This window comes from Mesorhizobium sp. BH1-1-4, from assembly GCF_020165665.1.
Taxonomy (GTDB): domain Bacteria; phylum Pseudomonadota; class Alphaproteobacteria; order Rhizobiales; family Rhizobiaceae; genus Mesorhizobium.
The window spans coordinates 83362-103620 of sequence record NZ_JAIUIN010000011.1 but is presented as its reverse complement, the minus strand read 5'-3'; the positions used below and the strand labels follow the sequence as shown (position 1 = coordinate 103620).

The following is a 20259-nucleotide window of genomic DNA, read 5'->3' as shown; positions in this document are numbered from 1 at the left end:
GCGACAGCATGGCGCTTTCCGTGCCCGCCATCATGAGGACGACGGCCGCGCGGCTTTCGGCGCTTTATCTCCTGCTCTTCGCGCTTTGCGCGGTGCTGCTTGTCCTCTACATGACCTCGCTCTCGGCGCGTATGCTGACCGGGCAGACGCAGGAAACCATCAATGACGAGGTGCTCGGTCTTGCCCGTGCCTATCAGCGCGGTGGCCTGCCGGTATTGGTCCGCGTGGTCGAGGCCCGCTCACGCCAGCCCGGCGCCAACCTCTATCTGATCGCCGATGCCAACGGCCAGATTCTGACCGGTAACGTGCAGAGCCTGGAGCCGGGCGTTCTCGACAACGAAGGCTGGACCACCAGCCCTTTTTCCTACCAGCGCTTTGGCGAGGGGGAACTCGATCGTCTGCGCAACTTGCCCGCCGACAAGGGGACCGCGCAACCCGACCAGAGCGAAACGCAGGCGCAGGGCGAGAAGGGCCACAACGCCATTGCCCTCGTGCTGCGCCTGCCAAACCAGATGATCATGCTGGTCGGCCGCGATCTCGGCGAACCGGAGCGGTTCCGCGCCGTCATCCGCCGTTCGCTGATGCTGGCGCTCGGCATGATGGGACTGGGCGGCCTTCTGATCTGGTTCTTTGTCGGCCGTGCGGCGCTGAAGCGTATCGACAGCGTGTCGGAGGCGAGCCGCCGTATCATGGGCGGCGATCTAAGTGGCCGGCTGCCGGTGACCGGCGCCGGCGACGAGTTCGACCGGCTCTCGGAAAACCTCAATGCCATGCTGGCCAGGATCGCGACGCTCAACGAGGGCCTGAAGCAGGTTTCCGACAATATCGCGCATGATTTGAAGACGCCGCTGACCCGGCTGCGCAACCGGGCCGAGGCGACCCTTTCCGGCAAGCAGAAGACATCGGACTATCGGCAGGCGCTGGAAGGCACCATCACGGAGTCCGACCAGCTGATAAAGACCTTCAACGCCATCCTGATGATCTCCCGGCTGGAGGCCGGGTATTCTTCCGAGCATACCAATCGCGTCGATCTGGCGGCCGCCGTGCGTGACGTCGTCGAACTCTACGAGCCGGTGGCCGAGGAGGCCGGCGTGTCGCTGGATGCCGAGGTGAACGGCGCTTTTGTCGTGAACGGCAACCGTGAGCTGATCGGCCAGGCGCTCTCCAACATCGTCGACAATGCGATCAAATACTCGACCGATTCCACGTCCAAGCCGGCGGTCCGCGTGGCGATCGAACGCACGCGTGGCGAGATCAGGCTTTCCGTCATGGACAATGGCCAGGGCATCCCCGACGACGCCGATCGGGCCCGGGCGACGGAACGGTTCGTGCGGCTGGAAAAGAGCCGTTCGCAACCCGGTTCCGGCCTTGGCCTCAGTCTCGCCAAGGCGGTCATGACATTCCATTACGGCCGGCTTGACCTGTTGCCCGGCAATCCCGGACTATCCGTGGTCATGAGTTTCCCCGCGCGGGAGGACCACTGATGGCGGCCGTTGCCAAGGGAAGCAAGAAGGACTGGTTGCTCAGCGTGGAAACCCAGCTTGCTCCACTCGACCAGGCCCGGGCACGACAGGAACTGTCCGAAATCGCGGCTGTGGCGCGCGAAGAGGTGCTGACGCGGGCGGCCAAATTCTTGGCCGGCAAGGGGGCGGCGCAGGATTTCCTGGCCGCCGTCTTCGACCTTTCGCCGTTCCTGCGCGATACGGCGCGCCGCCGGACGCAACTCCTCGACGGGCTGTTCGACCTGCCGATCGAGGCCCACCTGGAGGCGATCACCGCCGCGATCGACCAGGCGCCGCTGACGGAAACGGTTTCGGAATCCAGCCTGATGATGGAGCTGCGCAAGCATAAGGCTGAGGCGCATTTCCTGATCGCGCTCGCCGACCTCTCGGGCGAGGCCGAAACCTCGCTGACCGTCAGGCGGTTGAGCGACCTCGCCGACGCCTGCACCCGCGCGGCCGTCGATTTCCTGCTGCGTGACGCGCACCGCCAGGGCAAGCTCAAACTGCCCGACCTCGACCACCCGTCGCATCGATCGGGCTGGATCCTGCTGGGCATGGGCAAGCTCGGCGCGCATGAGCTGAATTTCTCTTCCGACATCGACCTCGTCGTGTTCTTCGACCCGGAAGCGCCCGCCGTGGTCGATCCTCTCGACGCCACCGACCTGTTCTCACGCCTGACGCGCCGGCTGGTTCGCATCCTGCAGGATCGCACCGAGCACGGCTATGTCTTCCGCACCGATCTGAGGTTGCGTCCCGATCCCGGCTCGACGCCGCTGGCGATTCCGGTTGAAGCCGCGCTGCGCTACTACGAGGCGCGCGGCCAGAACTGGGAACGCGCCGCGATGATCAAGGCGCGCCCTGTGGCGGGCGATCTCGCCGCTGGCGACGCCTTTCTCAGGGAGCTCCAGCCCTATATCTGGCGCAAATACATGGACTACGCCGCGATTGCCGACGTCCATTCGATCAAGCGCCAGATCCACGCCCATAAGGGCCATGGCGAGATCGCGGTGAAGGGTCACAACGTTAAGCTTGGGCGCGGCGGCATCCGCGAGATCGAGTTCTTCGTCCAGACCCAGCAACTGATCGCCGGCGGCCGCTTCCCGGAGCTGCGCGGCCGCGAGACCGTGCCGATGCTCGGTCAACTCGCGGCCCGAGGCTGGATCACATCGGACGCGCGTGACGCGCTCGCCGACCAGTATTGGTTCCTGCGCCGGGTCGAGCACGCCGTCCAGATGGTGGCCGACGAGCAGATGCACACGCTGCCGGAAGACGATGAAGGGCTGGAGCGCATCGCCCGCATGCTGGGCTTTGCCGACGCGCCCGCTTTTGCCAGCGCGTTCCGTGCTTCGCTGCAGCAGGTCGAGCGCCACTATGCCGCGCTGTTTGAAACCGCGCCGGAGCTTTCGGCCGGGATCGGCAATCTGGTCTTCACCGGCGACGTTGACGACCCGGACACGCTGCAGACCCTGCACGGTCTCGGCTTTCAGCGGCCAAGCGATATCTGCCGTGTCATCCGCGGCTGGCATTTCGGCCGCTATCGCGTCACCCAGTCTGCCGAGGCGCGCGAGCGTTTGACGGAACTGACGCCCGCTCTGCTCAAGGCCTTTGGCCAGACGCGTCGCGCCGACGAGGCGCTGGTCCGTTTCGACGAGTTCCTCGCCGGCTTGCCGGCCGGCATCCAGCTGTTTTCGCTGCTGCAGTCGAACCCCGCACTGCTTAAGCTTTTGGCGACGATCATGGGTGCGGCGCCCCGGCTGGCGGCGATCATCACCCGTCGCCCGCATGTCTTCGATGGCTTGCTCGACCCGGCATTGCTGACCGAGCTCCCCGATCGCGCCTATCTCGCGGCGCGGCTTTCCGCCTTCCTCGAAGGCGACAGGGCTTATGAGGACGTGCTCGACCGGCTGCGCATATTTGCATCCGAGCAGAAATTCCTGATCGGTGTGCGCCTTCTCGCGGGCTCGATCGATCCGGCTCGCGCCGGCCGCGCTTTCTCCGATCTGGCGGACCTGACCATCGCGGCGGCGCTGCAAGCGGTGACCGCCGAATTCGCCGTGCGCCACGGCACGATCGCCGGGGGGGTGGTTTCGCTGCTCGGCATGGGCAAGCTCGGCAGCCGCGAATTGACCGCCGGGTCGGATGTCGATCTCATCCTGCTCTACGACCACGATTCGGACGCCGAGGATTCCGATGGCGACAAACCGCTGGCGCCGTCGCACTACTACACCCGCATGACGCAGCGGCTGATATCGGCGGTATCGGCGCCGACGGCGGAAGGGGTGCTTTACGAACTCGACCTGCGTTTGCGGCCGTCCGGCAACAAGGGACCGGTCGCCACCCATATCGATGCCTTCAAGAAATACCAGCGCCAGGAGGCATGGACGTGGGAACACATGGCCCTGTCGCGGGCGCGGCCGATTGCCGGTGACGCCGGCCTGTGCGGCGAGGTCGAGGCGGAAGTTGCCGCGGTGCTCGGCCAGCCGCGCGATGCGGCGAAGGTAAGGGCCGAGGCCTCGGAAATGCGGGCCATGATCGAGCAGGAAAAGCCGCCCCGCGATCTGTGGGACATAAAGCTGATCCCGGGCGGTCTGATCGATCTCGAATTCATCGCCCAGGTGGCTGTCATTACCGGGCAGGTCGAAGCCGGACCGCGCGCCACCGGTACGGCCGAAATCCTGTCTCGCCTGACGCCACGTTTCGCCAATGTCGCGATCAGGCAGAACCTGGGCGATGCTTTCGCCCTCTATCTGGCGCTGACCCAGATGACGCGGCTTTGCCTCACCGGACCTTTCGAACGCGACGACGTCCCCCCCGGGCTTTCGGATCTGCTTCTGGCGGTCACCGACCTGCCGGATTTCGGGGTGCTGGAAGCACACCTCAAGGAGACGTCGCGGAAGGTCAGGAAGGATTTCGATCTTTTGCTGCGTGCCGGAGGATCGTGATCGGCGGTCGGTCCGACTAGAGCTAAGCCGCGGCCTTCACCGACGCCGGCGCTTTCCTCACCGGAATGCGCACCGACACGATCGTGCCGACACCTTCGGTCGAACGGATCTTCAGCGCGCCGCCCTGCAACTCGGCCAGCGAGCGCGAAATGGCAAGGCCAAGACCGGAGCCGGCATGGTTCTTGGAGAACTGGTTCTGTACCTGTTCGAACGGCCGTCCGAGCTTGCCGAGCGCTTCCTTCGGGATGCCGCAGCCATTGTCCTCGATCGTCAGCACCAGCGCGCCCGACGTGTTGCGGGCCCTGACCGATATATGCCCCCCTTGGCCGGTGAACTTCACCGCGTTGGACAGGAGGTTGATGACGATCTGCTTGATCGCGCGGCGATCGGCGAACAAGGTCAGCGCATCGGCGATGCGCGTTTCCACGGTGATCGCCTTCTGTGCCGCCTGCAGCGAGACGACCCGCACCGTCTCGCTGATCAGCGGACCGAGGTCGATCTGTTCCTGGTCGAGCGAAAACTGGCCGGCCTCGATCTTCGACATGTCGAGGATGTCGTTGATGACGCCGAGGAGATATTTGCCGCTGCTGTTGATGTCGGTGGCGTACTCCTCGTAGCGCTCCGAGCCCAGCGGGCCGAACAGCCCTTGCTCCATCAGTTCCGAGAAACCGATGATGGCATTCAGCGGTGTGCGCAATTCATGCGACATGTTGGCCAGGAATTCGGATTTGGCCCGGTTGGCCGCTTCGGCGCGTTCGGTTTCCTTCATGTATTTGCGGTTGAGGTCGACCAGTTCACTGGAGCGCTCCTCTTCGGAGCGCCTGGCGAGGCTGAGATCGTGGATCGTCGCCATCAGCCGGCGCTCGCTGTCGACCAGCTTCTCCTGGTGCAGCTTGATCTGGGTGATGTCGGAGCCAACCGAGACGATGCCGCCATCCCTGGTCCGGAGTTCGTTGACCTGCAGCCAGCGACCATCGGCGAGCTGCCGCTCGAACGTGGCGCCGCCCTGCGGACCATTGGTGTTGGCAAGCCGCCGCTCCGAGGCAAAGGCCAGCATCCGCTCTTCCAGGGAAGCGCGCGTCACCCCTGGCATCACATCGCGATCCGACAGCCCGTTGTCGTGCTGGTATTTGGAATTGCACATGATCAGGCGCTGAGCCGAATCCCATAGCACGAAGGATTCATTGATGTTCTCGATCGCGGTTCTGAGGCGAAGATCGGCGGCTTCCGAACGCAGCGCCAGATGGCGCTGCTCGGTGACGTCGACGGCGATGCCGATCAGCTGGATCTCGGGGGCTTCCGGGTCCATGACCTGCGCCCGGGCGCGCATCCAGACCCATTGGCCATCGGCATGCCGCATCCGGAACACCTGGTCGATGTGGTCGATTTCTCGCGCGACGATCCTGTTGGCGAGTTCGAACAGGTCGCCATCCTCGGGATGGATGATCTCGTCGACCTCGCCGAAGGACAGCATCGTCTCGCACGGCTCGTAGCCGAGCATGTCGTACATCGAGCGCGACCAGTACATCTTGCCGCGCACCATGTCCCAATCCCACAGGCCGCAGCGGCCACGCACCAGCGCCATGTCGATACGCTGATGCGCCTCGAGATAGATGCGGTCGGCTGCCTGCGCGCGCGCCGCCTGCCCGAAATAGGCATAGAGGATGATGATCAGGACGCCCGCCGTCAGCACGAACAGGGTGACGTTGAGCGAGACTGTCTTGCGCCAGGTGTCGAAGACCGCCTCTTGCGGCACAAGCGCCGCGGCGGCTCCCTTCCTGTCCTTGGAGAGGCTGACCGCCGCGTACCAGTCCTGCCCGCCGATGTTGACCTCCATGACACCGGCGCGGTCGCCGAACATGAACAGAGGCTGGCCGCCCTGGACCAGGCCGTCGAGCGAATGGCCTTGCCAGGGCACCGAACGCGGCGTCACGGCGGTGATCTTGAAGGCGCTGTCGGTGATGACCAGCACATGGCTGCGGCCCATCGCGCCCTGGCGGCTGGTGGTCTCCAGCAGGTCCTGGGTGGCGCCCGGCAGCGTGTCCGATGTGGTGGCGAGCGAACTGGCGAGCTGCGCGGCGGCCAATGTCAGGATTGCCTTGGCGTCGCGCTCGACATCGTCGCGTTCGTTCATCAGCGAGAGCACACGCAGCCCCGCGATGACGATCAGGAAGATGACGATGAGGGCCGGTATCGACCGGCGCAGCAACGGTTCGGCGGCCAGAAGCCGCTTGTAGGCCGGTTCGGCGATGAGCCGCGTGTTCCCGGCAAGGCCGTCGCTGCGCGTCTCGCGACGCGCAAAAGCCATCCCACCGGGCGCGCCCCACGCGTCCGCCTTCGCCATAAATGGCACTCCCCGATTTCAGTATGCCGCATTTCTATGTGCTGGTGATCCGGCAACACCGCACTTCCGAATCGCCATTAAAGAATCAAAGGTGATTCGCCTTGTCCAGTGGTCGGGCGAAAAAAGATTAAAAATCGAATAAAATAATGCGCTTTCCGGCGCCGCCGGTGTCACTCGGCGCCGCTTTGCTTTCTAGCCGATGGGAGACGGGGAGGGACGACTAAGCCAGCGTACGCTCGACGATATCGCGCAAATCCGCCGACAGGTTCTGGCCATTGGCGATCGCCAGCAGCGCTTCCCTGGCCTTGGCCTGCCTTCCAGGCTCCAGCGAGCGCCATGACCTCAGCGCCGTCGCCAGCCTTGCCGCCACTTGCGGGTTGCGCTTTTCGACTTCGAGCACGGTCTGCGCGAAGAAACGGTAGCCTTCGCCGTCAGCGCGGTGAAAGCCGGTCTGGTTGGCGCTGGAGAACGTGCCGATCAGCGAGCGCACCCGGTTCGGATTGCCCATCGAGAAGCCCGGATGAGCGGTCAGGGAGCGAACCGTATCGACAGCCTGCGGCCCCGGCACGCTGGCCTGGATCTGGAACCATTTGTCCATGACCAGCGGATCGGATGCATAGGTCTTCTCGAAAGCCGCCAGCGCCTTTTTCGCCTCCGGCGATCCATGGTGACGATGCGCCAGAACGCCCAACGCGGCCGCGCGGTCGGTCATGTTGGTCGCGGACTGGAAATGCCTGGCGGCCAACGTTGCTCCACCCGGCAGCAGCGAGAGATAATCCATGAGAATGTTGCGCAGGGCGCGTCGTCCCGCGCTCGCCGCGTCGGGGCTGAAGGCGGTCTTGTCGGCAAGATCGTCGTAGAGGCCGGAAAATACCTCGCCATTGGCCGTGCCGATCGCCAGCGCAAGCGCCTGGCGCGCTGCGTGGATGGCGTCCGGATCGATGTTCTTGCCTATGTCACGCGCGATGTCGGCGTCGCCAGGCAGCGACAGCGCCAGCGCCCGATAGGCTGGCTCGAGCGTCTCGTTGCTGGCGATGTTGCCGGCTAGTTCCGTCAGCTGTGAGGCGAAGTCCGGCTGTTTGCCGCCAAGGATCTGGCGGAAGGCAGCGATCAGCGCATCGGTGAGCAGCGTGTTGAAGGCCTGCCAGCGCGAGAAGGCGTCGCTGTCATGGCGGGCGAGGAAGAACTGGTCGGCCGCCTTCTGCTCGACCGACAGCGTCACCGGCGCCGAAAAGCCGCGGTTGAGCGACACCGCCGGTCGTTCGTCAACGCCGGAAAAGCGCACGATGTGACGGCGCTTGCGGATATGGATGACACCGTCCTCGACGCTGGCGCCCTCGACGCCGCTAAAGCGGACAGGTTTGCCGCCGGCGCCGATCAGGCCGAAGGCGAGGGGTATATGCATCAGCCGCTTGCGGCTTTCCGACGGTGTCGGCGGCACCGACTGCTCGATCTCCAGCGTGAATTCCCGCGCGGCAGGATTGTGCGTCGAACTCACGGTCAGGTTGGGCGTGCCCGCCTGGTGATACCAGAGCGCGAATTGTGAAAGATCGCGGCCGGATGCGTCCTCGAACACCTTGATGAAGTCCTCGATGGTCGCGGCTTCGCCGTCATGGCGTTCGAAATAGAGGTCCATGCCGGCGCGAAAGGCCTCGGCCCCGAGAATGGTGCGGATCATGCGCACCACTTCGGAGCCCTTTTCGTAGACCGTCGCCGTATAGAAATTGTTGATCTCGCGGTAGCGGCGCGGCCGTACCGGATGCGCCAGCGGACCCTGGTCCTCGGGAAACTGGTGCGCGCGCAGCGTGCGCACTTCGGCAATGCGCTTGACTGCGCGCGAGCGTTGGTCGGCGGAGAATTCATGGTCGCGGAAGACCGTCAGTCCTTCCTTCAGGCAAAGCTGGAACCAGTCGCGGCAAGTGATTCTGTTGCCTGTCCAATTGTGGAAATATTCATGCGCGATGATCGCCTCGATATTGGCGAAATCGGCATCCGTCGCCGTCTCCTGGTCGGCCAGGACGTATTTGTCGTTGAAGATGTTGAGGCCCTTGTTCTCCATAGCGCCCATGTTGAAGTCCGACACGGCGACGATGTTGAAGACGTCGAGGTCGTACTCGCGTCCGAATGCTTCCTCGTCCCATTGCATCGACCGCTTCAGAGCGTCCATCGCGTAGCCGGCGAGCGCCTCCTTGCCGGGCTCGACATAGATGCCGAGTTCGACCTTGCGGCCGGATAGGGTGACGAAACTGTCGGCGACCTGGCCGAGATTGCCGGCCACCAGCGCAAACAGATAGGACGGCTTGGGGAAGGGGTCGTGCCAGCTGGCATAGTGCCAGCCATCGGCGAGATCGCCGGCCTCGACCGGATTGCCGTTGGACAGCAGCAGCGGCGCCTCGTCGCGCCGCGCCTCGATCCGCACCGTGTAGACGGACAGGATGTCGGGGCGGTCGAGGAAGTAGGTGATGCGGCGAAAGCCCTCGGCCTCGCACTGCGTGCAATAGACGTTGTTCGAGCGGTAGAGGCCCATGAGAGCCTCATTGCCGGCCGGCGCCAGTTCTGTCTCGATCAGCAGTTGGAAACGGCGTGCGGCCGGCGGCTTGAGCAGCGTCAATTGGTCGGGGCTCGCCAGCAGATCCGCCGGTTTCACCGTCTTGCCGTCGATCTCGACGCGCTTGAGCGTCAGCCCATCGCCGTCGAGCACCAGCGGAGCCGATTTCGATACGCCCTCGCGGCGCTCGACGGTCAGTATCGCGGTGACGATCGTAGCCTTCGGCGAAAGACGGAAGTCAAGGTTGGTTTCCGGAATGTGGTAGTCGCTGGGGCGATAGTCCTCGAGCTTGAAGACCTGGCCTGTGTCAGTGCGCATTCCCTGGCTTTTCCTGTCTTTTCCGGGGACCGGACATGATCTGACTGGTCCAAAAAATTCAAAGTCCGCGCTCTTTACACGAAACACTCCCTCGACAAAACTGCGGCAGAGCCTAATTCAGGCTATCCTTTCATCGTCGCGAGGCCGTCATGACCGCCGTCACACCGAAATTCGGGATGGGCGCTTTCGTTCGTGCCGACGATTTCCCGTTCTGCCATTTCGAGACCCGCAACGTGCTTTCGATCGCGGACAGAGACGCATCGCCAAAGTGACATCAGGGTTGGGCGCGCAACCAGAGACGACGGGCGGTCACGGCACGCTGAGAGGCATCGCGCTGAAGATCGTCTCCGTGGCGGTTTTTGTCGGCATGCAGACCTGTATCAAGGCGGCAGGCGACGTGCCCGCCGGCCAGATCGTGTTCTTCCGTTCCTTTTTCGCCATCTTCCCGATCATTGCCTTCCTGGCGTTGAAGGGACATCTGGCCACCGCGTTCGCCACGAAACGCCCCTTCAACCACATCGCGCGTGGCATAGTCGGCGTCGCTGCCATGGGGCTCGGCTTCTTCGCGCTGACCAGGCTGCCGCTGCCGGAGGCGATCACCCTCAACTATGCACAGCCGCTGCTGGTCGTGGTGTTCTCCTCGGTCTTCCTTGGCGAGACGATCCGCGTCTATCGCTGGAGCGCTGTCGCGATCGGCCTCGTTGGCGTGCTCATCATTTCCTGGCCGGAGCTGACCCTGCTCAATTCGGACGAGGGGCTCGACGACCAGGAGGTCCTGGGCGTCATGGCGGCGCTGATTGCCGCGGCAATCTCGGCTGTCGCCATGCTGCTCGTGCGCAATCTCGTGCAGACGGAGAAGACGGCGACCATCGTGTTGTGGTTCTCGTCTACGGCGAGCGTGCTTTCGCTGCTGACGCTGCCTTTCGGCTGGCAAGCGCTGACGCCAGCGCAAGCCGCGCTTCTTATCCTGGCCGGCTTCTGCGGCGGCCTCGGCCAGATCCTGATGACCGCGGCCTATCGCCATGCCGAGGCCTCGGTGGTGGCGCCGTTCGAATACACCTCGATGATCCTCGGTGTCGTCGTCGGCTATCTCGTTTTCGGCGACGTGACCTCAGCCAGTACGCTGGTCGGCGGTGTGATCGTGGTGGCCGCCGGCATCTTCATCATCTGGCGCGAACGGCAACTGGGTCTGGAACGGACCCGCACCCGCAAAGCGGCCTTGCCGCAGGGCTGATCAGGATCGCTCGGCTCGTTCCTTCGCCAGTCTCGTCAACACCGCTCGCGTCTGCTCGTCCGCCGGGAAGAAAGACTCAATGGCCAGCTCCGACAGCGTGACATCCAGCGGTGTGCCGAAGACCGTGATGGTGCTGATGAACGACAGCACCTGATCGCCATGGGCAAGCCTCAGCGGATGGACGATCGCATTCGGCTCCACCGGCGCCGGCCGGCTGCCCTTGAGGCCTGAAGGATAGCCGCGCAATTCGCGCTCCAGCTCGACCAGCACCGGGTCGCCGGCGGCATCGTTCTGATGCTTCAGCCGTTCGAGCAGGTGGGTGCGCCATTCCTGCAGGTTCACGATGCGCGGCGCAACGCCACCTGGGTGCAGGCTGAGCCGCAGCACGTTGACGGGTGGCTGGAGCAGCGAGGGCTCGGAAACATCGGCCAGGAATGGCCCGATCGCGGCGTTCGCCGCGACCAGGTTCCAGTGCCGGTCCACCGCGAGCGCCGGAAACGGCTCGTGCCCCTTGAGCACGATCTCGACCGCCGCCATTGCCGGCGCCAGCGTCGTATCGGTGAGCGGCCGCTCGCTGAAGCTCGGCGCGAATCCGGCGGCCAGCAGCAACTGGTTGCGCTGCCTGAGCGGGATCGCAAGCTGTTCGGCCAGATGCAGCACCATGTCGCGCGAGGGTGCTGCGCGACCGCTTTCGACGAAGGAGAGATGCCGCTGCGAGATCTCGGCTTCCATGGCGAGGTCGAGCTGGCTCATGCGGCGGCGCGTGCGCCATTCGCGGATGAGACTGCCTGCGGAGGTTTGGGCTGATGTCATGCGAGGATGACTAGGCTGACACTGAAGGCATTTCAATTACCTGGGAGGTTATCGCTAGCTGAGTGTCCGCAACCTGGCCTTCACTTCGAGAAAATCCCGCCATGCCAGCTTCTTGTGCGCGGGCGTGCGCAGCAGATAGGCCGGATGCAATGTCGGCATGGCTGGAATGGCAATGCCGGCGGCCGTGGTGTGGACCCGCCAATTGCCGCGCAGGCGCAAAATACCCTCGTTGGTGTTGAGCAAGGTCTTGGCCGACGGACCGCCGAGATTGATCAGGACCTTGGGATTGACCAGTTCGATCTGACGCTCGATGAACGGCCGGCAGATCTCGGTCTCGTGCGGCGTCGGCGTGCGGTTGCCGGGCGGCCGCCAGGGGATGACATTGGCGATGTAGACCGAGTTGCGGTCGAGGCCGATCGCAGCCAGCATGCGGTCGAGCAGGCGGCCGGAGCGACCGACAAAGGGCAGCCCCTCAATGTCCTCGTCACGGCCGGGGGCTTCGCCGACCAGCATGACGGCGGCTTGCGGGTTGCCGTCGGCGAACACCAGGTTCTTGGCGGTCGCCTTGAGATTGCAGCCCTCGAAAGCGGCCATGTGCTGGCGTAGCTCTTCCAGGGTCACCGACGCGGTCGCCAATTGGCGCGCCAGCGCCGCCTGCGCCTCGTCGGGCACGGCCGAGGTTGGCGGGCGCGCGGCCGGAGCATCCGGCAGGGCGCGCGCATCGAGGCGCGGCGGAGCCGTGGGCGGTTCCGCTGCCCTGCTTTCACGTGGCGTCGCCGGCATGCGTTCCGCCGGCTTCGGCGCGGCCTCCGCGAACCGGTTTACCGGCGCATCCTCCAAAGCCTCGTCCACACCCGCGCTGGCATAGAAGGCGAGCAGATCGGCGAAATCGACCGGATTGTTGGGAGAGGCGGCAGTCATGGCCGCACCATCGTCCGGGCGGCGCCAATTTGCAACCTCGGCGAAGGCGGCGGCGACAGCCGATCTCCCTCGCCTGGGGCGAGGTCGCGGTCTAGCCGGTGGGTATGCGTGGGTCCTGCACGAGATAGAAGGTCCAGCGCGGTGTGTAGTCGGTCATCAGGAACTCGAAACTGGCGGTCCTCAGCGGGTCGACCTTGCCGTTCTTGAACAGCAGCCTGTCATAGGGTTCGAAGTCGCGGTCGAAATCGGCGAAATTGCTCGACCAGATATTGTCGGGCGTCTTGTTGCGTTGGTCGAACGAAAGTCCGTCTCCGAACACGCTCGGCTGGTCCAGTATTTCCTGCAGCTCGAACTGGAACTCGATCCAGGCCTGGCCGCTGTTGTTGAGCACGTTTAAGCGCATATACATGATGCCATTGGCGAACTCACCGGCCTTGCCGAATGTCTGGATCGGCTTCGTCGTGCGGATGGTCAGCGTCACGGGTGTGGCCGAATTCAGCTCTTCGGTGATGACGAGCGGATCATCCTTGGTCCCGATGCCGGAGGCCCCTGTGATGCGGAAGCCGCCAAGCTCGTCGGAGAACGAATACGCGCCTGTCGCCCAGACCTTTGCCTCATCCGCGACGGCATGATCCGGCGCCAACGCCAGAAGGGCAAAAATGACCGCCCGGCAGGCCCGGCCGGGCGTTGATGGAAAGCGCGTCGAAGAAAAGCCGCCTGGCCCGGGAATGCGCATGGCGGGAAGTATGGCCGATAAGCAAGTCGTCAAACAATCAAAAACGCGAGTGCGGCCTATTTCCCGGCGCAAACGGCTGCCCTGGTGCATGGTGCGCGACTTTTTGGCCGAATCCGCATTGTCACGTATGCGCCGGTTTCCTGTCGCCAATTGATGCGCTATGCAGCGCAGGAGCCAGCAAGATACGCCAACAGCGGCAAGCCAGTGCGGAGGGGTTGATGAGCGATATCGAACGCGAGAGCATGGAATTCGACGTGGTCATCGTCGGTGCCGGACCGGCCGGCCTTGCCGCGGCCATCCGCCTCAAACAGGTCAATCCCGAGCTTTCCGTCGTCGTGCTGGAAAAGGGCGGCGAGGTCGGCGCCCATATCCTATCGGGTGCCGTCGTCGACCCGATCGGCATCGACAGGCTGCTTCCCGGTTGGCGCGAAGAGGACGGTCATCCTTTCAAGACACCCGTCACGGCGGACCATTTCCTGGTGCTCGGCCCGGCCGGCTCGTTCCGTCTGCCCAACATCCTGATGCCGCCGCTGATGAACAACCACGGCAACTACATCGTCTCGCTCGGCAATGTCTGCCGCTGGCTGGCTGGCAAGGCGGAGGCGCTTGGCGTCGAGATCTATCCAGGCTTTGCCGCGGCCGGCCTGCTCTACAACGAAGAACGTGCCGTCACCGGCGTCGTCACCGGCGACATGGGCGTCGAGAAGGACGGCACGCATGGTCCGGGCTTCGCGCCGGGCATGGCGCTGATGGGCAAATATGTGCTGATCGGTGAGGGCGCCCGCGGTTCGCTCGCCAAGCAGTTGATCGCCAAATACAAGCTTTCCGACGGGCGCGAGCCCGGGAAATACGGCATCGGCCTGAAGGAGCTCTGGCAGGTCAAGCCGGAGAACCATCGGCCGGGCCTTGTCCAGCACTCCTTCGGCTGGCCGCTCGACCTCAAGACCGGCGGCGGCTCCTTCCTCTATCATCTGGAAGACAACCAGGTGGCGGTCGGCTTCGTCCTCCACCTCAACTACAAGAACCCCTATCTGTCGCCCTTCGAGGAATTCCAGCGCTTCAAGACCCATCCGGCGATCGCAGGTACGTTCGAAGGCGCCAAGCGGCTCGGCTATGGCGCGCGTGCGATCACCGAGGGTGGCTGGCAGTCGGTGCCGAAATTGTCGTTCCCGGGCGGCGCGCTGATGGGATGCGCGGCGGGCTTCGTCAACGTGCCGCGCATCAAGGGCTCCCATAATGCGGTGCTGTCGGGGATGCTGGCGGCCGAGCATGTCGCCGAAGCGATCGGCGCCGGCCGCGCCAATGACGAGCTTTCCGCCTACGAGGACGCCTGGCGCGCGACCGACATCGGCAAGGATCTGAAGAAGGTGCGCAACGTCAAGCCGCTATGGTCGCGTTTCGGCACCATCATCGGCGTCGGCCTCGGCGGCCTCGACATGTGGCTGAACACGCTGTTCGGCGTCTCGCCCTTCGGCACGCTGAAGCACGGCAAGGCCGACTATGCCACGCTCGAGCCGGCAGCCCGGCACAAGAAGATCACCTATCCGAAGCCGGATGGCGTGCTGACGTTCGACCGTTTGTCCTCGGTGTTCCTGTCCAACACCAATCACGAGGAAAACGAGCCGGTGCACCTCATCGTCGGCGACATGGCGCTGCAGCAACGCTCCGAGCACGACGTCTTCGCCGGACCGTCCACGCGCTATTGCCCGGCGGGTGTCTATGAGTGGGTGGACAAGGATGGCAACGCCGCCGCCGATCCCCAGGCCAAGGACGTGCGCTTCGTCATCAACGCGCAGAACTGCGTGCACTGCAAGACCTGCGATATCAAGGATCCGAACCAGAACATCAACTGGGTGCCGCCGCAGGGCGGCGAGGGCCCGGTGTACCAGAATATGTGAGCGATGGCCTGGGGGCGGGCACAGCGGCAAATGCCGCGACGGCATGCCGTACATTAGAATCGTTGAAACCACCGCCAGCTTATGGTTCCCTTCTCCAGGGATAAGGAGAAAGGCAGATGCGCCGGATCGTTCTGACATGCCTCGCCGTCATCGGGGCGCTGTGTGCGACGGAAGCGCTGGCCGGCACCAGGGCGGTGGTCCAGACGCGGACCTACGACATCAACGGAAGTTCGGGTACGACCCTCATCGACGCGATGGACAGCAAAGGTCCCAAGCACGGCTTCATGACGCATGCCATCGCCACCACGGCCTATACCGTCGACTGGGATCTCGGCGGAGGTCAGGATAAGGGCTTCTGCCGGCTGGGGCGGGTCAACGGCACGCTCAATCTGTTCTACACCTTCCCTCGCGTTGCCTCGCCGATGACGCCGGCGCTGAAAAGGCGCTGGAACAGGTTTTTCGCCGGTGTTCGCAGTCATGAGGAAACACATGGGCGTATCGCCAGGGAGATGATGCGCGCCACGGAGAGGTCGATAACCGGTCTGCGGGTCGCCAACGACCCGTCCTGCTACAAGACGCGGAGCGAGGCCCGGCTTCGCATCAAGGCCGTCTATGCCGAATATGAGGCCAAACAAATCGCCTTCGACCGGCGCGAGCATGCCAATGGCGGCCATGTCGAACATCTGATCGCTGCCTTGATCGGAAAACCATGAACGAGCGATCCGTTCGCCATCTCGACGCGTCGCGGCGTCTCGGCGCTTGTAAGTCAGCCCCGAGGCCTGGCTGACAAGTCGCTCGCCGCGAGTGCGCTGGCGCGCCCGTCCTCGGGTGGTTTCTGATCCGATCGAACCAAGAATTCGACCAGCACCGGCAGATGGTCCGAGCCGGTATCTTCCAGCCGCTTTGACGACAGGATCGTCACGCCGCCCTTGCTGAACACCTGGTCGATCGGCAAGCCCGCATAGCGGCGCAGGAAGTCGGGCAGTGTCCGATGGATCCAGGTCGAGCCGGCGGAAGGCATGAGTGTCAGCCCGCCGAGAGCCGCGACCCGCCGCACCGCGGCGCTCCACGGCACGGCGTTGCAATCGCCGGCCACGATCGCGGTCGGCCCGAGCGCGGCCAGCGGCCCCGCCAGTTCGCCGATCTGCCAATATTGCTCCTTCGGCCAGGGCCAGCTCAAATGGATCGCGGCGACATCGACATCGCTCCCGCTGAAGTCGATGGTGGCGGTCGCCATGGCGCCGCGCGGCTCGCAACGCGGCGCGGTGCCGGCGGCAAATGGCCGGCGCGACAGCAGCGCCACGCCGAACGTGCCGTTCGGGTAGGGACAGAGGATCCGGTAGGGGTAGGCGCTGGCGATATAGCCAAGCTCGGTCGTCCACATCTGCGACACCTCATCGAGCGTGATCACGTCCGGATTGGTGCGGCCGATCAGCGAGAGCACCTTCTTCGGTGTCGGGTTGTTGAAGCGCAGATTCATCTGCAGCAGGCTGTAGACGATCTGGTCGGCGGGCTTGGCAACAGCGGGCCGCGGCCACAGCCTTGGCAACGCGCTAGCCGTCGTGGCCAGGCAGGCGATGGCGAAGAGTAGCGCCGCGGCCGCCTGCAGCCGGTAGGAACTCGCAAGCAGCGGCAACGCCAGAAGCGCCATCAGCACACTGAAGTGAATGCGAAAATGCGCGAAGGAATCGAAAGCCGGGTGCAGCGCGCCGAAGAACCCGGCCAACAAAGCGGCCGATAATGCCGTCATCGCCAGGAATGCCAGCCCAGCCGTCATGTTCAAGCGCGCGCCTGTTGTCATCGAGGTCGTGTCCGCCGAATGCCGCCTGACGATCCGTCGATTTGCTATCGGCCAAAATGCGGCCCGAGCAAGATGACGAATTGCCTCGCCGAGGCTTCGCGCGGCCGTCTATTGGAACGCTGTCTCCGAAAAGCTCCGGAGCTTGCGCGAATGCAGCCGCTCCATCGGCATCTCGGCCAGCTTTTCCATCGCCCTGATGCCGATGGTCAGGTGCTGCGCCACCTGGCGTTTGTAGAACTCGGTCGCCATCCCCGGCAATTTCAGTTCGCCGTGCAGCGGCTTGTCGGAAACGCACAGCAGCGTGCCGTAGGGGACGCGGAAGCGGAAGCCATTGGCCGCGATCGTCGCCGATTCCATGTCGAGTGCAATCGCGCGCGACTGCGACAGGCGCTGCACCGGCCCGCGCTGGTCACGCAGTTCCCAGTTGCGGTTGTCGATGGTGGCGACGGTGCCGGTGCGCATGATGCGCTTCAGATCATAGCCCGACAGGCCAGTAACTTCGGCGACCGCTTCCTGCAGCGCGACCTGGATCTCGGCCAGCGGCGGGATCGGTACCCAGACCGGCAGATCGTCGTCCAGCACATGGTCATCGCGCACATAGGCATGCGCCAGCACATAGTCGCCAAGCGCCTGGGTGTTGCGTAGCCCGGCGCAGTGGCCGAGCATCACCCAGGCATGCGGCCGAAGCACGGCGATATGGTCGGTGATGGTCTTGGCGTTGGAAGGCCCCACGCCGATATTGACCATGGTGATGCCGCCATGGTTCGGCTTCTTCAGATGATAGGCCGGCATCTGCGGCAGGCGCTGTGGCGCCACGCCTTCGCTGGGCGCACTCTGCCCGGCCCGGGTGATGACGTTGCCAGGTTCGACGAATTCCGTGTAGCCGTCACCGCCCTTTTCCATCAGGTCGCGGGCGCGGGCGACGAACTCGTCGATATAGAACTGATAGTTGGTGAACAGGACGAAATTCTGGAAATGCTGCGGACTGGTCGCGGTGTAGTGCGTCATGCGGTGCAGCGAATAGTCGATGCGCTGCGCCGTGAACGGCGCCAGCGGCCGGGGCTCGCCAAAGGCGACCTCGAAAGTACCGTTGGCGATCTGGTCGTCGGTGCCGTCCAGATCCGGCACGTCGAACAGGTCGCGGATCGGCCGCTTGATGCGCTCGGCGGCGGCGCCGTCGACGTAAGTTCCCTCCAGGAAAGCGAAATGCAGCGGAATGGGTGTGGTCGACTCCGAAACCGCGACCGCGACGCCGTGGTTGCGCATGATCAGACGAAGTTGCTCGATGAGGTAGGTCTCGAACAGCTGCGGCTGTGTGATCGTGGTCGAGAAATGTCCCGGCGTCGGCATGTGGCCATAGGCCTGGCGCGAGTCGACCTGGGTGAACGAACTCGTGGTGACGCCGATCTCGGGGTAGAAGGCTCGGTAGCGCTTGCTGCTGTCGCCGCCGGCGGCAAGGGCCGCGAAGGAGTCGCGCAGGAACTTGGTGTTTCTGTTGTAAAGCACCTGCAGTGCGGCAACAGCCTTTTCGGCGTTGTCGAAGCTTTGCCGGCCAAAAGGCTCGGGCATGACGACAGATTCGATGGCTTGGGGATAGATTCGCTTTTCCATGGCTCAATATAGAGACTTGGACGGGCGGTTGGGAGGGGTGTCGCCGCCGAAGGCGCTCAAAGCGCCATTTTTCTTCAACCCCTCTGCAGGCTGACCAGCAGCACGAAGCCGACGCCGGACTTTCTGAGTGCCGGCGCCTCGATCGTCGAGCCGGCATCGGCGCGCATCATCGGCACCGCCAGAACCGGAGCGGCCAGAAGCACCAGGATAAGCGCCGCCCGCGGCAGGAGCCGGAGGGTCTTGGTGAGGTTGGCGGCGATGCGGTTCATGATGTCTTGAGCTTTTCTTTTCGAGGTCCGGGTTCTCTGTTTCAGTGGCGAAGCGTGGTCGGGCAGCCGAGGTGGCACATTCTGGTGGCTTCGTCCCAGGAGCGGGGCGAACGGCCCGCTTCGGCGACGAGGATGGCGAAGAACATTCCAAACAGGCTCATCAGCAGGCAGACGATGGTGAAGCGGCGAGCAAGCATTGGGTCCGTGTCTCCTTCAACACGCAGGAGAATGCCCTGATGCCTCTGAACCGGCTCTGATGCCGGTGTTCATCTGCGGTTCAAATTGATTGACGGGACATTGGCCGAGTTGCCGGAGACCCGAATGGCGCATCGAGCGCGACTGCTAACGTGTCGATGAAACGAAAACGGGACCCGCAGGGCCCCGTTTTGAAATGACTAGGAAATGGACGATCAGAGCTTATGCCAGATTTAGCTTTTATTTTACGGAATGTGTTGAGCGCATAGCTCCGAACATGGGATTTGTGATGCACCGGAGGGCCATGCAGCCATCCCTAACAGCGGCGAATAATCTACATGGGCGGCGATGTGCGCGTCCCTCAAAATTTGCAAATGCATTGGTAGGCGCCCCCCACCGGGGGGATTGAGCCGTCCCCAGATATACGTACAGTCACACGAATTTTTCTCAGAAAGGTCCGCAACCCCGAGGGACCCTTAAGGAGAGCGCCGTGACGATCAAGGTTTACCGAGGCAAGCACTGGGGCCAGCAGCGGGGAGAGCATGTGCCCACCTGGGGACCATCGAATGACTGAAGGCTGCGCGGGGGGAACCTGACGGGACTGAACTTGAAGTGCCCTCGGAGCAGATCAACGACAACGGTCGGTGGCATGACCCCGAGGAACTCAAGTAAGGGCAGGGGTATGGAGAGCCGGGGTTGACGCGAGCCCACAGACTACCCACGTTACCTCCAACGGCGAACAGCCGAGGCGTGTGGGGACCACCGGGTGGCTGTTTAAAAACCCAAAAACCCCGCTTGCTGGTCTTATGCGTGATGTTCGGCTCATCAAGAGACACGCGCAAGGTAGAGGAGAACCCGGATGACGGTGTTCCTCACTATCGAAGCCAGCCAGTCGAATGGGACGACCTATCGCTTGGCCTTCGGGTGCAAATGCACCTTGGCTTCGTGGATGGCTTTTCTCGGACGGCTGTTCTGATGACGGAGGGGTGCCCTGGAAACGGGGTGCCCCTTTTCCGTGCTAAAGGAGGACTGAACCACACCGGGTTCTCACCCGCAGTTCCCGTCAGTAGCGAGGCCGGTCGTCGGTACAAGTTCAGGAACGACAAGGTTGCAGCCCAGGACCTCCT

General features: G+C 63.9%; 16 protein-coding genes. 7 read left to right on the top strand and 9 right to left on the bottom strand.

Translation table 11 applies throughout. The features are described from left to right. Positions 1-8: 8 nt before the first annotated feature. Positions 9-1484: an ATP-binding protein gene (locus LB569_RS19785; protein ID WP_224693767.1), complete on the top strand. Its 1476-nt coding sequence runs from the start codon at positions 9-11 to the stop codon at positions 1482-1484. Then, positions 1484-4444 carry a bifunctional [glutamine synthetase] adenylyltransferase/[glutamine synthetase]-adenylyl-L-tyrosine phosphorylase gene (locus LB569_RS19780; RefSeq protein ID WP_224693766.1) on the top strand — a complete coding sequence of 987 codons (2961 nt, stop codon included), beginning with the start codon at positions 1484-1486 and terminating at the stop codon, positions 4442-4444. The genes LB569_RS19785 and LB569_RS19780 overlap by 1 nt, the downstream gene beginning before the upstream one ends. 22 nt (positions 4445-4466) lie before the next feature. Here the strand turns inward: LB569_RS19780 and LB569_RS19775 are convergent, their stop codons facing one another. After that, a complete protein-coding gene (locus LB569_RS19775; RefSeq protein WP_140709849.1) occupies positions 4467-6788 on the bottom strand; it encodes a PAS domain-containing sensor histidine kinase in 2322 nt (773 codons plus the stop codon). 220 nt (positions 6789-7008) lie between these two features. Next, a complete protein-coding gene (gene pepN / locus LB569_RS19770) occupies positions 7009-9654 on the bottom strand; it encodes an aminopeptidase N (RefSeq protein ID WP_224693765.1) in 2646 nt (881 codons plus the stop codon). 149 nt (positions 9655-9803) lie between these two features. On the opposite strand from pepN, the gene LB569_RS31835 reads away from it, so the two are divergent. Continuing rightward, the gene (locus LB569_RS31835) at positions 9804-9926 is read left to right on the top strand and encodes a hypothetical protein (protein WP_263491480.1); all 123 of its coding nucleotides are present in this window, start codon (positions 9804-9806) and stop codon (positions 9924-9926) included. Then, positions 9923-10888 carry a DMT family transporter gene (locus LB569_RS19765; protein WP_224693764.1) on the top strand — a complete coding sequence of 322 codons (966 nt, stop codon included), beginning with the start codon at positions 9923-9925 and terminating at the stop codon, positions 10886-10888. The genes LB569_RS31835 and LB569_RS19765 overlap by 4 nt, the downstream gene beginning before the upstream one ends. On the opposite strand, the gene LB569_RS19760 is transcribed toward LB569_RS19765, so the two are convergent. The 3 genes from LB569_RS19760 to LB569_RS19750 form a co-directional block, all read right to left on the bottom strand. Further along, positions 10889-11701, bottom strand: a complete 813-nt coding sequence (locus tag LB569_RS19760) for a helix-turn-helix domain-containing protein (protein WP_140709852.1) — start codon at positions 11699-11701, stop codon at positions 10889-10891. Between the two features lie 54 nt (positions 11702-11755). Then, complete coding sequence (locus tag LB569_RS19755) at positions 11756-12622, bottom strand: uracil-DNA glycosylase family protein (RefSeq protein ID WP_224693763.1); 867 nt, start codon at positions 12620-12622, stop codon at positions 11756-11758. A 91-nt stretch (positions 12623-12713) separates the two neighbouring features. Continuing rightward, positions 12714-13358: a hypothetical protein gene (locus tag LB569_RS19750; RefSeq protein ID WP_224693762.1), complete on the bottom strand. Its 645-nt coding sequence runs from the start codon at positions 13356-13358 to the stop codon at positions 12714-12716. Here LB569_RS19750 and LB569_RS19745 point away from each other — a divergent pair. From LB569_RS19745 to LB569_RS19735, 3 genes are all read left to right on the top strand, one after another. Beyond that, positions 13282-13512, top strand: a complete 231-nt coding sequence (locus tag LB569_RS19745; protein WP_224540963.1) for a hypothetical protein — start codon at positions 13282-13284, stop codon at positions 13510-13512. The genes LB569_RS19750 and LB569_RS19745 overlap by 77 nt on opposite strands. 64 nt (positions 13513-13576) lie before the next feature. Further along, positions 13577-15256 carry an electron transfer flavoprotein-ubiquinone oxidoreductase gene (locus tag LB569_RS19740; protein WP_224693761.1) on the top strand — a complete coding sequence of 560 codons (1680 nt, stop codon included), beginning with the start codon at positions 13577-13579 and terminating at the stop codon, positions 15254-15256. A gap of 116 nt (positions 15257-15372) precedes the next feature. Further along, on the top strand, positions 15373-15969 hold the full coding sequence (locus LB569_RS19735) for a DUF922 domain-containing Zn-dependent protease (protein WP_224693760.1): 597 nt from the start codon (positions 15373-15375) through the stop codon (positions 15967-15969). Positions 15970-16022: 53 nt separating this feature from the next. Here LB569_RS19735 and LB569_RS19730 read toward each other — a convergent pair whose 3' ends face one another. The 4 genes from LB569_RS19730 to LB569_RS19715 form a co-directional block, all read right to left on the bottom strand. Beyond that, positions 16023-17033, bottom strand: coding sequence for an endonuclease/exonuclease/phosphatase family protein (locus tag LB569_RS19730; protein ID WP_224693817.1), 1011 nt, complete (start codon positions 17031-17033; stop codon positions 16023-16025). A gap of 132 nt (positions 17034-17165) precedes the next feature. Then, a complete protein-coding gene (locus LB569_RS19725) occupies positions 17166-18626 on the bottom strand; it encodes an AMP nucleosidase (RefSeq protein ID WP_224693759.1) in 1461 nt (486 codons plus the stop codon). 116 nt (positions 18627-18742) lie between these two features. After that, complete coding sequence (locus LB569_RS19720) at positions 18743-18937, bottom strand: hypothetical protein (RefSeq protein WP_224693758.1); 195 nt, start codon at positions 18935-18937, stop codon at positions 18743-18745. Positions 18938-18978: 41 nt separating this feature from the next. Next, entirely contained in the window at positions 18979-19134 is a 156-nt protein-coding gene (locus LB569_RS19715; protein WP_181173856.1) for a hypothetical protein, read from the bottom strand. Between the last annotated feature and the right edge of the window lie 1125 nt (positions 19135-20259).